This window comes from Cellulophaga algicola DSM 14237 (genome assembly GCF_000186265.1).
Taxonomy (GTDB): domain Bacteria; phylum Bacteroidota; class Bacteroidia; order Flavobacteriales; family Flavobacteriaceae; genus Cellulophaga; species Cellulophaga algicola.
This window is the reverse complement of sequence record NC_014934.1, coordinates 2,230,642-2,244,414: the sequence shown is the minus strand read 5'-3', so window position 1 is coordinate 2,244,414 and position 13,773 is coordinate 2,230,642. Positions and strand designations below refer to the sequence as shown.

The 13,773-nt window shown below is 31.9% G+C and carries 14 protein-coding genes; all 14 read right to left on the bottom strand.

The window, feature by feature from the left end; translation table 11 throughout:
* Positions 1-6 precede the first annotated feature (6 nt).
* Positions 7-786 carry a formylglycine-generating enzyme family protein gene (locus CELAL_RS09740; protein ID WP_013550740.1) on the bottom strand — a complete coding sequence of 260 codons (780 nt, stop codon included), beginning with the start codon at positions 784-786 and terminating at the stop codon, positions 7-9.
* Positions 786-1,586 carry a formylglycine-generating enzyme family protein gene (locus CELAL_RS09735; protein WP_013550739.1) on the bottom strand — a complete coding sequence of 267 codons (801 nt, stop codon included), beginning with the start codon at positions 1,584-1,586 and terminating at the stop codon, positions 786-788. Before CELAL_RS09735 ends, CELAL_RS09740 begins: the two co-directional genes overlap by 1 nt.
* Entirely contained in the window at positions 1,568-3,319 is a 1,752-nt protein-coding gene (locus tag CELAL_RS09730; RefSeq protein ID WP_013550738.1) for a hypothetical protein, read from the bottom strand. Before CELAL_RS09730 ends, CELAL_RS09735 begins: the two co-directional genes overlap by 19 nt.
* Before the next feature lie 124 nt (positions 3,320-3,443).
* Positions 3,444-3,983: a hypothetical protein gene (locus CELAL_RS09725; protein ID WP_013550737.1), complete on the bottom strand. Its 540-nt coding sequence runs from the start codon at positions 3,981-3,983 to the stop codon at positions 3,444-3,446.
* A gap of 8 nt (positions 3,984-3,991) precedes the next feature.
* Positions 3,992-5,392, bottom strand: a complete 1,401-nt coding sequence (locus CELAL_RS09720) for an N-acetylmuramoyl-L-alanine amidase (protein WP_041557680.1) — start codon at positions 5,390-5,392, stop codon at positions 3,992-3,994.
* 98 nt (positions 5,393-5,490) lie between these two features.
* Positions 5,491-5,826 (bottom strand): hypothetical protein, encoded by a 336-nt coding sequence (locus CELAL_RS09715; protein WP_013550735.1) that lies wholly within the window; start codon positions 5,824-5,826, stop codon positions 5,491-5,493.
* Positions 5,778-6,080 carry a hypothetical protein gene (locus tag CELAL_RS09710; protein ID WP_013550734.1) on the bottom strand — a complete coding sequence of 101 codons (303 nt, stop codon included), beginning with the start codon at positions 6,078-6,080 and terminating at the stop codon, positions 5,778-5,780. Before CELAL_RS09710 ends, CELAL_RS09715 begins: the two co-directional genes overlap by 49 nt.
* Positions 6,081-6,926: 846 nt before the next feature.
* Positions 6,927-7,502 (bottom strand): hypothetical protein, encoded by a 576-nt coding sequence (locus CELAL_RS09700; protein ID WP_013550732.1) that lies wholly within the window; start codon positions 7,500-7,502, stop codon positions 6,927-6,929.
* Between the two features lie 8 nt (positions 7,503-7,510).
* Complete coding sequence (locus tag CELAL_RS09695) at positions 7,511-7,840, bottom strand: hypothetical protein (protein ID WP_013550731.1); 330 nt, start codon at positions 7,838-7,840, stop codon at positions 7,511-7,513.
* Positions 7,841-7,842: 2 nt separating this feature from the next.
* Complete coding sequence (locus tag CELAL_RS09690) at positions 7,843-8,721, bottom strand: hypothetical protein (protein WP_041557678.1); 879 nt, start codon at positions 8,719-8,721, stop codon at positions 7,843-7,845.
* Positions 8,722-8,841: 120 nt separating this feature from the next.
* The gene (locus CELAL_RS09685) at positions 8,842-9,699 is read right to left on the bottom strand and encodes a hypothetical protein (protein WP_013550729.1); all 858 of its coding nucleotides are present in this window, start codon (positions 9,697-9,699) and stop codon (positions 8,842-8,844) included.
* Positions 9,700-9,707: 8 nt separating this feature from the next.
* Positions 9,708-11,411: a LysM peptidoglycan-binding domain-containing protein gene (locus tag CELAL_RS09680; protein ID WP_013550728.1), complete on the bottom strand. Its 1,704-nt coding sequence runs from the start codon at positions 11,409-11,411 to the stop codon at positions 9,708-9,710.
* 3 nt (positions 11,412-11,414) lie between these two features.
* The gene (tssD, locus tag CELAL_RS21475; RefSeq protein WP_013550727.1) at positions 11,415-12,110 is read right to left on the bottom strand and encodes a type VI secretion system tube protein TssD; all 696 of its coding nucleotides are present in this window, start codon (positions 12,108-12,110) and stop codon (positions 11,415-11,417) included.
* Positions 12,111-12,470: 360 nt separating this feature from the next.
* Positions 12,471-13,748: an NAD(P)/FAD-dependent oxidoreductase gene (locus CELAL_RS09670; protein ID WP_013550726.1), complete on the bottom strand. Its 1,278-nt coding sequence runs from the start codon at positions 13,746-13,748 to the stop codon at positions 12,471-12,473.
* Between the last annotated feature and the right edge of the window lie 25 nt (positions 13,749-13,773).

Here is a 13,773-nt window from a genome sequence, read left to right as displayed (position 1 = left end):
CACGCATTACTCTATAGGAGTTTTTTGGTTGCAAACACAACGAAAACCTCCGCCAAAACCATCTTGTTCAGGCTCTCTAGAGCTACGTATGTACACAGAATTACTTAAAGAGTGGAACCCACGAATTATTTTTACAGTACCAGAAACTATGCTATCAAACCTAGGGTTTACAACAGGTTCTTTTGAATATAACGCCAACCAATCATTTGTCCATTCTGCTCTACCTCCAGACATATCATATATTCCTAAAGGATTTGGAAGATAGGTGCCAACAGGTGTATCCGTCCCGTAATTATCATCTTCACCTACTTCAATAATACCACTATCCGTGGCATGCTCTACATTTAACCCACGACTACGTGCTGCATATTCCCATTGGGCTTCTGTTGGCAAATCTATCGGTAAATTAAGTTGTTCCCCTAACCATTGACAATATGATTTTGCTAAGAACCATGTGTTTTTTTTAGCTGCATATTTAGGCCCATAATCTTTTATACCATTTCGGTATTGTGGATTGATTATTTCTTTTTCATTTAATAAAAAATACAAATCAAACTCTTCCCAAGTTGTTTCGTATTTACTTATAGCATAACTATCTAACGTAACCTCGTGCTCATAAGCAATTGAAACTCCATTTTTACCCATCGTAAACGCACCCCCTTCTACAAACACAAAATTAATTTTTGCAGTTTCTAAAATTTGTTCCTGTTCTGATGTTGCGCATTTTTGTGAATTACAACTTTGAACCAGTACACAAAATAAGATTAAAGATAATTTTACACACATTACTCTATTTTAGTTTTCTGATTACAAACACAACGGAAACCTCCGCCAAAACCATCTTGCTCAGGTTCTCTAGAGCTACGCACATATACTGAATTACTTAATTTATGAAAACCACGGATTACTTTGTCTTTTCTATTAACGATAGTATCATACCTAGGGTTAGTAATAGGTTCTTCTGGATACATTACACTCCAATCATTTGTCCATTCAGGTCTTCCACCAGACATATCATATATTCCTAAAGGATTGGGTGGAAAAGTTCCTACTGCTACTTTTGACCCATCGTAATTTCTTTTTTCAGTAAAACTCCCTTCTATTTTTCCACTATCTGTAGCATGCTCAACATTTAACCCACGGCTACGTGCTGCATATTCCCATTGGGCTTCTGTTCGCAAATCTATCGGTAAATTAAGTTGTTCTCCTAACCATTCACAATACGATTTAGCTTGGTACCAATTCATACCAATAGCTCCAAAATTTGGTCCCATATCATCTTGATTTCGGTAATTAGGATAAACAAGTTCTAAATCATTTAATTCCGAATATACATCAAATTCCTCCCAAGTTGTTTCGTACTTACTTATCGAGTAACTGTCTAATGTAACCTCATGTTCATTCGCAAATCTAATACCATTTTTACCCATCATAAATGTGCCCCCTTCTACAAAAACAAAATTAGTTTTTGCCGCTTCTAAAATTTGTTCCTGTTCTGGGGTTGCTTTTTTTTGTGAATTACAGCTTTGAACCAGTAAAAAAAAAAGTAATAATAGTTTATGAAATTTTAAAATTCTTTTATCCATGCTTTATCCAAATTTTTAATAGTATTTATATGGTTTTCAAAACGTTTCCAATCATCAGTGTCCGTTAATAATTCGTTTTGCAAAAACTGTTTACTTTCTTGTACAGCTATAAACCGCCCAGAGGTTCCTTTGGTAGTCTCATCATGTACTTGGTATGTGCCATCTAAGGCTTTAACAGCCATATGCTCCATAGTTTCTTGCCATTCGCGCCCATGAGTAATAGATTCGATAATTATCAACGCAGCCTCTTCAAAATCAGCATATAAATCACCAGAAACTAAATTAGCTATGACATCAATTTCTTTTTGCCTATCTTTTCTAATAATTTGAATGTATTTATATTCCGCCAATTGGTACAACATACGACCTTTAACTTTAGGTGGTACGTAGGTAAGCATATTCGAATTCGCTATAACATTTGCAGCCATATATTCAGTTTCAGTTCTATTCTCTTCGTAGTTTTTAAATTCATCAACAAAGTCATTAAAATCTTGTAAAATTGAAAAACCAAAAACAGCAGAGCTTCCCATTAAAGCTCCCGCAGCTTTAAAATAATCTTTTTGTTGCCAAAGTTTTAGTATCCAACCTGTATATACTTCAAAAACATCAATATCCGACTCGGACTCTGTCAAATTATCAGAATATAATTTTTGTTCAAAAACTTTAAGAATATTAAAGTCATTTTCTTCTAGTTTATGGTACACTAATACTACAAAATCATATAACTGCTCAATACCAACGCTAAAACTCATGGCACCACCACCGCCTAAGCCCCAAGTGGCATTTGCTTTTACTTTTATTTGAAAAGTTCCCGTTTTTTGATCAAAGCCTATTTTAAATTCTCCCTCTAGCCCTGCACCCGCTGTACCTGTTACTGCACCGCCCACACTAGCTAAAATTCCCCAGCCTTTAGTGATTTTGTCAGGGTTTGTCCACTCTAGTGCTATACTTAAAGAAGCTTCCGCTTTAGCCCCTGCAAAAGCAGAAGCCTTACCACCAGCATCAGCACCAAAAAGGCTTACATCTGCCGATGGATTATTTTTTCCTTTTTCGGTAGCTGCTAATAATTTACCCTTATAAGCCGTAGCTTTTTCTTCTGTAGGATCTTTTTTACCTGTTAATTGCGCAACTCCTTTATAGGTGTTGACTTCAAAACCACCTGATAAATTAAGTGAGGCACCTACAAAACCACTCACACTACCTTCTACATGAAAACGCCCATGCCCCAACTTAATAGTAACATCTTGGGGTTCCCTTTTCTTTACACTTTCATATACATTTAAGCCTACAGTTCGGTTAGCTACAACTCTACCCTCTTTTTGAACATTTAAATTACCTTCTCCATCGCTTAAAATAGGGTTTACAAGAGTATCTATATAAAATATTTTAAAGTCTTTTTCACTAATACCAGGAACTTCACCAAAAATAAAGTTTTTAGTGTGCTTAAAATACGTCTCTATAAGTCGTTGATCTGAAACTTTGGAAACCAAGTTTGGAAATGTGCCTGATATTACTCCGCCATCTAAAGGTTTACTATTTGCATTTTGATCTTCAATAAGTTTAGATTTAATATCTGTAGAAAAAATGTTTGAATGGGGATATTTATAATTTTTTACAGCTAACTTTAATTCACGTATTAAAATATCTTTTAATTTATCATTAGTGAATTTCTTTAAAAAGATTACGCTTGTATTATTTTCAAATTGAACAGAATCTAATACCCTGTTATTCAATTGATTTTTAGTTTGATTATTTTTCTCTTGAAGATTGCACGAGCAAAAAATTAAAAAAAAATCGTCAGTATTATATATTTCATAAAATTTAAACTTCCGCTGTTAACTAAGTTCATTTAATACTTCATTCTTTATCAATAGTTGCGCATCCTTTGTAAAGTACATTTTCGATGGTGATAAAAGCTTCATAAACTAAATAATTCTCTGTAACTGCAATTGAGCAAGCTCTATTAGGTTCTAATCTAGAATCAACCCTTCTAATTAACCCAAAAACTCTATTATCAATTGATTTAAACATAATGTTAAACCCCGATTGGTTGTCATAGTAGATTTCACAGGAAATGTGCTCTTCCTTTATAGAGTCAAACTTTACAAAATATAGATTTGAGGAATTTAACTTAAACTTCCAGAAAGGCTCATCTCCTTCTGCAATAAAGTAAAGATTTTTATCAGTTAAAAATTTAAAAAAATCTACGGGGTTAAGTTGATTTTCTTGTGTAAGTGATTGCTTATCTAAAAAAACAATGGAATCAGTATCAATCTTAAATATTTTAGCTTCGTTTTCATTATATTCTCCTAAAAAAATGGACTCATTTTTGTAACGTTCTTGACAACTAATTAAATTTATAGTTAATAATAATAATATTGAGATTTTATATTTCATTTTTTTAATTATTTATGTGGGTTTCCGCTTAATATTGGAGGCCATTCTGTTTTATCCGAACCCCAAGGTACTTTGTATGTTTTATCGCCCCAATATCTATCATGATCAAATTTAGAGATTTCATCAATTGGCACACCTTTTAGTTTTAATATTGAATAAAAATGATTATAATCGAAATCCGTAGGGTCTTGATGACCATCAGCAATTCCTCGATCCACTTCAATATGAGGAACTATAATCGGCCAACATTTTTCTATCTCACTTGATTCAATATATAAATCAGCTAAAGTAATATATTGAGCTTCACTTGGTTTAGTTGGTGAGCCATAATTTAATTCAATATGAAACATTTGACCATTTAATCCTTTCTTACTTTCTATTTTTGTAGCCCAAACATTCTTTTCAGTTAAAGGCCAAACTTCAAACTTCGTTCCATCTAGATTAACGTAGATATGAGCTGCACTTCTTTTCTTTTTTCCAGGAATATCAAACTTTGTTTTAAATTTTATTGAACTTTCCGTCATAGCTCCTGCGGTACAATGAATAACAAAATGACTTCTATTTTTAGGGTCAATAGGACAAATTTTCTTTTCTAACTTTTTCAATTCAAACCACTGTCCATCAACATCTAACCATCTATTTTTGATTTTTTCACCTCGAACTTCTCCTTCTTCTGTATCTCCTAAGTAATTTATATTCAATTTTTCCTGATCATTAATAAAAGTAGCATCAGCAATTATATAAAGTGAAGTTTTTTTATCTTGAGTATCCCCAATTGCCTTTATCCATTTTGCTTTTATATCTTTATCATAGGTGTCAATGGCTATTTTAAATATAGCCTTATCAATGAAATCATCTTTATTAATATAATCTGTATCGCATATTCCTCCAACTTTTGTTTTAATCCAAGTATGATATTTTTCTTGATCATCCTTCAACATTATTTCTGCATCCTTTTCTACAATACAGTCCTCTATACCTTGTCTTACACTAATTGACATCATATAGCCATTTAATCGCTTAGTTTCTACAATAACATAAATCGCTTTTCCAATAGTACCTTTATTGATTTTTTCAAATGTTATTTTCTTCTTTTTTCCGGCTGTAGCCACAGTATTTGGTAATGTTATTTTTTGCCCTATGATAAGGTCTCCCTTATTAGCATCTGTAAGTGCAGTATCACTTTCTATAATTGCGGAAACTGTAGTACCTTTCTTATTTGCTATTTTACTAATATTATCTCCTGAAATTACCGTATATATTTCATTTCCTTGTACTCCTGAAGTGTTTTCCATCTCCACTTCTTCAATCTTTGCTTCTGCAAAGTATACTTTGGTTACCTCTGGACGAATAATGGTTAATGAATTAGTCGTTTTAGCAAAATAAATAAAATCGAATCCTAAACTCAACTCAAAAGCATTAAATAAGCACAAGTTATTAGATAACTAGAGAATAACACAGACAGAAGCATGATGATCGCGCTATCAACGCGAAGTAATTTTCAAATTTAATCCATAGCAATAGCACCCAAACACTCTAAACCTATTGTAGGTAATCCTAAAAAGCTCAAATCAATAATAAAATAGCCTTCTTTATCTTTATTCTCTTTGAAGGAGTTATGAATAACACCTTCAACCGACATTTGTGGAATGCTACCATCTGGATATTGCTTTTCACTTAAATAAATTTTTGTACTCTTTTTATTATAAAACCTCATCCGTAATGTAATTTCATCTAAAGGGATTTTCATCTTAAATTCATACTCTTTTCCATTATAGGACAATGGAATATTAACTACTGAAAAAAAGTTTTCAACAGACTCCTGTCTAAACTCCTTTCCCATGGTAAAAATATTTTCCGATTGCAAATGTTCTTGGTACTTTTAGGAGTATAAACGGCACCATACTCGTCTACAAATTGCTCCTCTTTTCTATTAAAACCATCTACCACTAAATTATCTAACTGAATTGTTGAAAGCTCTTCTAATCGTATAGATTTTAATTGACCTCCACTTTTTATAGTATTAGTTTTGTGTTTTCTAAAAAAGTAGACACAAATAAATAATACTACACTAAAAATAATTCCGATACCAGTCATAAAAATAAATCAGTTTTTACAATTAGAAATAAGCCCTTTTTAGGGGACAAAATTTTTGAATTGTATGAGTAAATATTGTAGCGCTCCGCAAAATCTACCGACTTAGCACAACGAACAAAGTCAAAAAAGCTACACTGAGCGCAAAACAGGAAAGTAATGCAGGACCGGACGTGATACTCTCGCTAGCAAGTCTTTTTCTCCAAAATCTCTCTCCCTAAATATATAAATTTCTCCCCGACAATATTTAAAAATCTAACATCTAAAAAAAAGAAATATTGTTTTAATAAATTAACATCCGGAATATCACTTTTTTTATTGGGGTCAAATTTTACTACGTAAACTACTAAATTTTCTCGTTTAGATAATAAATAACTAATCTTTGTCTCGTTAATGGGAAGACGTGGATAAAATTTATAAGCTATATTTTTATGGCTAAAGGATAATGTTAACTGAGTGCTAAAAAATGTAACGTTCCGCATCACTGAGTCACGGTCATTAGTATCTTCTTCAAAAAAAGCGTTCTATAAAACTTTTCCCTTTTAGCCTACTACTTTCTTTTACTCTGCGTTGCTCTAAAATTTCAGAATTAGAAGTCAAATGTGTATCAACATATTCAACGTTTTTGAAGCCATCAATACTTATTTTTAATAGGTATTGCAAATGAAAAAGACTCCTTCAATAACCCAAACAACCTTCTATCGTTTCTTAAATTTTCTTTTCCCCTTTTATTCTCAACTATTTTATACCAAATAGATAAAAAAATAGAAATAAGAATTGTCATAAATAAAGTGTGCAAAACTCAAATTTTAAATTTAGTTATATAATAGTAAACACTATTGTACACCATTAATCTATGGCGATAGTTTCTCTTAAACCTAATTCATTTTCATAATTATAAAAACCAAAGGAGAGATACCCTCTTATATCATCAGTAATCTTATGTTCAAAAAAAAGAGGTGCTATTTCGCTTTTACTAAGATCATAGACTTTCCGCTCTCTATTTTCTTCTAAATACACGGCATTTTCTAAGAGGCTATTTTTTTCTTTACTTTTAATAAACATTCTATATCCAATGTAAATATCGAAAATCTTTGTTTCATAACTCGAGAATTTTACACCTCTCGGAGGAGGTGCTAATTTATGCTTATCTGTATAAATCAAATACTTACTGGGATTATGAGATCCAGAACCACCTCCGGAATTCATACCAATCCAGTTTGTTTCTATAGTGTTAGAATAATTACTTTTCACCTTAATTCTATAAGGTTTTAATAAAGTTACATATACACTATCAGCCATGGTAAAAGACTCCATAACTTTAAGGGGCGCATCGGTTTTCTCAAAACTTAATTCTACGTTTTCTGTTTGTGCTTTACAGCAGAGTAGTGTTAATACACTTAATACTAGGAATATATTTTTCATAAAAAAGTTTATTCTGAAATAATTGAATCAATTATAGTTATATTTCGGCCATTATGCTTGATTATCTGAAAAATATATGTGAAGTAAACTCCATCATCGAGATCAGAATAATCTGGGTCCAAATTTTCTAAATCATAAACCGTTTTTATTTCACCACTCATTACTTTACAATGAATTGAGGGCAGTATTGGACTCGACAATTGATATCCACATGCTCCACCACTAGGGCTATTTACATAGGCTCTAACCGCATTCAACCCTTTTAGTTTTGCTTGTGCTAAAAAAAGCTTTCCATCTTCTTTAATATCTTTCGCTAATTTTTTGGCTATCGATTTCACAACTATATCTGCAGCAAAAAAACTGCCGACAAAGGAAACGCAGCAGGCATAGCAAATGAAGAAACAGCGCCAATTACACTATTGGGGTTTGGTATAGATAATTTAGAATCACCATCTTTAGGCATCACACTAAATATGGTTTCAGTCATATTTACAAAGTCTAAAATTTTCAATAAAGAACGAGCAACTGTAACTCCTTGTTTTAAAATATTGCCAATATCTCTAGAGTTAAAATATTGAGAAAATGCTTTTTTATTTTTAGCTACTCCTTCACTCCAATCTATATACCTAATATCACTTTTAACTTTAAAATTGGTAGACTCAACAACTTCATACTTTAAAACTTTAGACTTGTTCGTACTTAAATCTATTTGCTCATAAAATATTTGTTTTTTAACAGCATTAATTCCTGCCAAAGTACTAGTATCTTTAATAACTCTTACTTTGGTAGCTACAAAACTTTCTGTAACATTGTTCCAATCAAATTTATGAATGACGGAATTATAATTATTGCCAATATTATTTTCATATTCTAGTGCAAAATTACCTTCTTCACAATGCAATTTAATTGAAGGATTATCAACTAAGCTCAGACGAGTACTATCAATTAAGGAATTGTTTTTATTAAATATTTCAACTATTACTTCATTAATTTCATCCTTTTTTTTAAACAAAAACACTTGGAACTTTCCCTCGGAAATGTTGCACGAATCATACTTAAAAAATTGCTTTTCGAAGCTAATTTCGCCTTCCTTCTTAACTGTTTTTGAGGATACTATACCATTACTAGAATTTGTCGATTTGACATCCTTACAGCCAAGAAAAAGAAGTATCAAAATAATCTTTCCCAACATTAAATATTTGTAGCTAATGTAATTCATAAAATGAAATTGTAAAGCCTAGTTACTACTTCCAATTAGCCTTTGTATAAACTAACTTTAACCAATTGCAGGCTGTAATCACTAATAGAATTAAAAAACACGCTTTTTGCTAATTGCTTATTATAAAAATTCCACATCAGAACGTTTTAAATAACCGCCAGTCACCATTTTACCGTCATAATAAACTTTAACCCAATTGTCACTAATACTTTCTAAGTATGCAATATCTCCTTTAACTAAAAACGCCTTCCTTTTTGTTGCTTCAAACATCTCTGAATAAAAAAAAGTTTTTGACTCTTTAACTTTAATTTTTTTTGATAAATTCCTGATATTAAATTGTTCTATATAATCAAATTTATTAACTATCGCTAATGATTTTAAAGTTTTAAATACACTTTCAGGTAATGCAAAATCGACCATAAAACTAAATTTTTCGGGTTCACCTTGGTAATGAAAATTGTCATCGAATAATTCAGTAATTTCAAAATATCTACTAAAATTAGCACTTACCTCTACATCATCAGTGGTGTATTTTTTTGAAGTATTAATATACCGAACTAATAGCGATCCTGAATCATTTAAACTATTTTTTAATTTCTCCTCACTTGATATTGAATGCGGTTCAAATGAATTTAAAAAGCCCAAATACCCTAAATTAATATTTATACTATCTTCTTTGTGATTAATGAGAATAATATCCAAAGTTCTTTTTCCATTAATTACTTTATAATACTTGTTTTTATTAAAATCTTTGAATTCAGATTCATGCTCCAAATAATAAGAAAAACTTTCCCAAATACCTTGAAAGTCCTTAATATTGCCTTCTTCTTGGTTTTCTTCTGGCTGGTTAACTGTGTTTTTTACAGATTCCGTAATTAGTTGGCTATTTTTCTCTTCAACAGTATTATTCTGTTTACAGGAGAATAATATTCCCATCAGCAAGAAATAGATTGTATTTAAATATATGATTTTTTTCATCTTATTTTTTATGATAAAACCTCAAAAGCTTTTTTAGTAAATCCTTTTCGCATTTCTAAACCATTGTCACCTCCATTTACATCTTTAGTAACTGCTTTTATTGTTGCATTATTATTGCCATTATCGGCTTCCATATTTGTTCCATTCTGCACGTGAGTCCAAATAATCATAGAGGCTTTTATTGCTACATCGACATTGGTTTTCAATAATGAAATATCATCGCCCATAAAATCCTTAGGGTCATCAGGATATAGCTCTTTCCATTTTTTGTCTAAGGCTTTATATTTATTTTTCCCTGTTAAATGAATAAAACCTACACCAAAATAATCAGAGCCATCTTCTGTTGATTTTTTACCATTCTCCATTCTACACCCATATACATAATCAAATAGAGTTTTACTTTGCGTATACGATGACTTTACTGTGTATAATTCTTTAAAAGCGGTATAGTCCCAAGAGGCAACATATTTACCATTTAACAAAACTCTTGTAACCTCAATAGGATTTTCAACATCACGTTTATGACCATACCCTTTTTGAGAATTAGTTGAAGGGTTACTGTATTCACATTCCAATGTAGCATTGTAACCATCTATCAGGTCATGATATTTAAAGGTAAACTTATCTTCAATAGTAGGGTGTTCAATTAATACTTTTCTAAGAAAGGTATTATAAATATTTTTTGCAGAGTAATTATAACTCTCTTTTAAATCTTTTAATTGTCCTGTTTCCGTACCTATCTGTCCCAAGAAATGAGACATCCGATTTAAATTATGAATCTCAAATTCATCACTGTAACTATTAATTGCTTTAGAAACTTCTTCTCTTCTGTCTTTTATAGATTTTGGAAATATTTCTAGAAGCTGTTCTGGGGTGATAGGAAATTTACATCCATTTTTCAATTCAAACCACTGCCCATCAACATCCAACCACCTGTTGGTCACTTTTTCACCTCTGATTTCTCCTTCTTCTGTGTCTCCTAAATATGTTATATTCAGTTTTTCTTGACCATTTATCGTATGTGCGTCTGTAAGTATATATAAAAACGTTTTTTTGTCTGTTTCCTTTTCAAGGGCTTTAATCCAATCCTCTTTTCTCTTAGTGTCATTAGTATCAATAGCAAGTTTAAATATGGCGTGATCTACATAATCATCTTTATTAACAAAATCAGTTTCGCACATACCGCCTATTTTTGTTTTTAGTAACGTATGATAATCATCTTGATCATCCTTCAACATAACATTTTCATCAAGCTCACCAACACATTTTGAAACCCCTTGCCTTATATTAAGCGACATCATGTAGCCATTTAATCTCTTAGTTTCTACAACAACATAAATATCTTTTCCAATAGTACCTTTACTGATTTTTTCAAAAGTAATTTTCTTCTTTTTTTCAGTTGTTGCCACAGTATTTGGCAATGTTATTTTTTGCCCTACGGTAAGGTCTCCCTTATTATCATCAGTAAGTGAAGCATCACTTTCAATAATTGCAGAAACGGTTGTGCCTTTTTTATTGGCTATTTTACTTAAGGTGTCTCCCGATATTACAGTATATATTTCATTTTCTTGTACTCCTGAAGTGTTTTCCACCTCCACTTCTTCAATCTTTGCTTCTGCAAAGTATGCTTTGGTTACCTCTGGACGAATAATGGTTAATGAATTAGTCGTTTTAGTAACACTTGAATAATCGTTAAAAGTAATTGTAGGCATAATCTATTTCTTTTGGGATACTATTTCAAGTTCTATTTTTTGAGTATTGGATGTAATTCTAAAATTTTTCAGAACATCATCAGGTAATACTCCTCCTTTATATTTAAAATCATTAGCATTATCATCTAATTCAATATCAACGGTTTTGCCTACTCCATTTATACTTTTCAACACAAGGTACACGGACTCGCCAAATTCTAATTCATTATTTGGTATTCTTTCTCCATCCAAATCTGTAAAAAATAAATCTTCAATAATTGGATTTCCTTCTTGCACTTCTGGAACCGGAGCCTCTGCAAACGGATTACTAGGGTTCCAAACTTTCTCAAAAATTACATCGCGTACACGTTGTATCCCTGGAGTAATCGTGAGTTCCATTTTAAGCGGATCGTGACCCGTAGCGCTAAATTGTTCTCGTAATCCTACACAATAGCAATTGGCGAATTCAAAATCGAACAATTTACTCAACCCATCTCTTTTAAAGAAACGGATATACCCGTCATAGATTTGATAATCATTCAACATCCATAAATGAAATAAGGCATCGTCACCGGTAGCTTCTATTACAAAGCTTATTTGACCGCCTTCTACCTTTGCTTTAGGCATTCCCCTAGCATCAAGAAGTTGGTGGTATACATAATTACTATTGAGAACATTACGCTGTTCTCCATTGATAAAAAGTTTTGCTAGAAAAGCCATAATCTATTTCTTAGAATTTTGCTGTGCACCCACAAATAGAACTATTTGTTGCGTACAAAATTATGCAGCAAGCTAAAAATAAAATAATTTAACATACCTTCTGTATTTTATTTGTCTTTTACGTTGAAATACACGTAAATTTTCTATACAGCTTAAGTTAGAGTATCAAAAGGAAAGAAAATTAAGGCAACCTTTAAGAGTAGAAACAAAAAAAGCCTCCCAAATTAGGAAAGCCTTTCATCGGTTTTCATATTCTTTTTGCAAAGAATAATTAACCACAACTTGTGCTTTTCACAAAGCACAACACAACAATGCAAATATAGAAAAGGTTTTCTAAATATTGTAACTTGTTTTCCTTTTTTAGTCCTTAGTGGTATACGGGCGTACGATTAAACGAGCCGCTTTATCATAGTTTATATAATTGTAAGCCCAATTAAAAAAGACAATCACTCGGTTTCTAAAACCTACTAATGCCATAAGGTGTACAAACATCCAAATAAACCAAGCTAGAAAGCCTCCAAATTTCAGCTTTTTTAAATCTACGACTGCTTTATTTCTGCCTACCGTAGCCATAGTGCCTTTATCACTATATATAAAAGCCTTTAAGGGTTTGTTTGCTAAGAGATTCTTTAAGTTTTTAGCTAAATTTTCTCCTTGCTGAATAGCGGGTTGTGCTACTTGAGGATGCCCTTTAGGAAAATCTACTGTCTCCATATACGCAATATCTCCAATAGCAAATATATCTTCAAAACCTGCTACTTGGTTAAAAGTATTTACTTTGTACCTATTTAAACGTGCCACCAAACTATCTTCAGTCAACCCTTTTATAGACGCTCCTGTTACGCCTGCACTCCAAATAAAATTTTTAGTTTCTAAGGTCTTCCCATCCTTCAAGGTTACTGTTTTACCATCAAAATCTGACACAATAGTATTTAAGTGTATTTGAACCCCTAATTTATCTAAAAATTCAGTTGCTTTTTTAGATGCAGTTTCACTCATCGGCGGGAGTACTCTTGGGCCACCTTCGAACAGATGAATTTGCATTTCTTGAATATCTAAATGCTTATAATCTTTAGGGAATACATTCTGCTTTAATTCTGCTAAAGCGCCTGCCAATTCTACTCCTGTTGGACCGGCTCCTACAATACAAAAATTAAGCAAAGCTTTACGCTCCGACACCTCTAAAGTATCATCTGCTTTTTCAAAATTCTGCAAGATTAAACTCCGAATATTCAAAGCTTGAGGTACCGTTTTCATCGGCATCGCATTTTTAGCTATATTTTCATTATTAAAGTAATTAGTTTTTGTCCCTGTAGCGATCACAAGATAATCAAAAGATAAAATACCTATAGCTGTTGTAATTTCCTTTTTGACAGGGTCTATATGCTGTACTTCTGCCAAACGGAAATAAAAATTATTTAATTCTTTTAAAATTTTTCGAATGGGGTACGCTATAGAATCGGGCTCTAGTCCACTTGTAGAAACTTGATATAATAAAGGCTGAAATGTATGGTAATTATGACGGTCTATCATTACAATTTGTGCGTCTAAATCTTTAAGTTTTTTTACCAAAGAAATTCCTGCAAAGCCACCACCAATAACAACAATTCTTTTCTGATTGGTATTCGGAAGATTCATAATCTTAATTTTTATCAAAATTAAG

Coding starts and splice junctions, on each gene's coding strand:
- CELAL_RS09735 (WP_013550739.1), bottom strand. CDS start 1,586: ATGGATAAAAGAATTTTAAAATTTCATAAACTATTATTACTTTTTTTT.
- CELAL_RS09740 (WP_013550740.1), bottom strand. CDS start 786: ATGTGTGTAAAATTATCTTTAATCTTATTTTGTGTACTGGTTCAAAGT.
- CELAL_RS09715 (WP_013550735.1), bottom strand. CDS start 5,826: ATGGGAAAGGAGTTTAGACAGGAGTCTGTTGAAAACTTTTTTTCAGTA.
- CELAL_RS09685 (WP_013550729.1), bottom strand. CDS start 9,699: ATGAAAAAAATCATATATTTAAATACAATCTATTTCTTGCTGATGGGA.
- CELAL_RS09725 (WP_013550737.1), bottom strand. CDS start 3,983: ATGAAATATAAAATCTCAATATTATTATTATTAACTATAAATTTAATT.
- CELAL_RS09680 (WP_013550728.1), bottom strand. CDS start 11,411: ATGCCTACAATTACTTTTAACGATTATTCAAGTGTTACTAAAACGACT.
- CELAL_RS09710 (WP_013550734.1), bottom strand. CDS start 6,080: ATGACTGGTATCGGAATTATTTTTAGTGTAGTATTATTTATTTGTGTC.
- tssD (WP_013550727.1), bottom strand. CDS start 12,110: ATGGCTTTTCTAGCAAAACTTTTTATCAATGGAGAACAGCGTAATGTT.
- CELAL_RS09700 (WP_013550732.1), bottom strand. CDS start 7,502: ATGAAAAATATATTCCTAGTATTAAGTGTATTAACACTACTCTGCTGT.
- CELAL_RS09670 (WP_013550726.1), bottom strand. CDS start 13,748: ATGAATCTTCCGAATACCAATCAGAAAAGAATTGTTGTTATTGGTGGT.
- CELAL_RS09690 (WP_041557678.1), bottom strand. CDS start 8,721: ATGAATTACATTAGCTACAAATATTTAATGTTGGGAAAGATTATTTTG.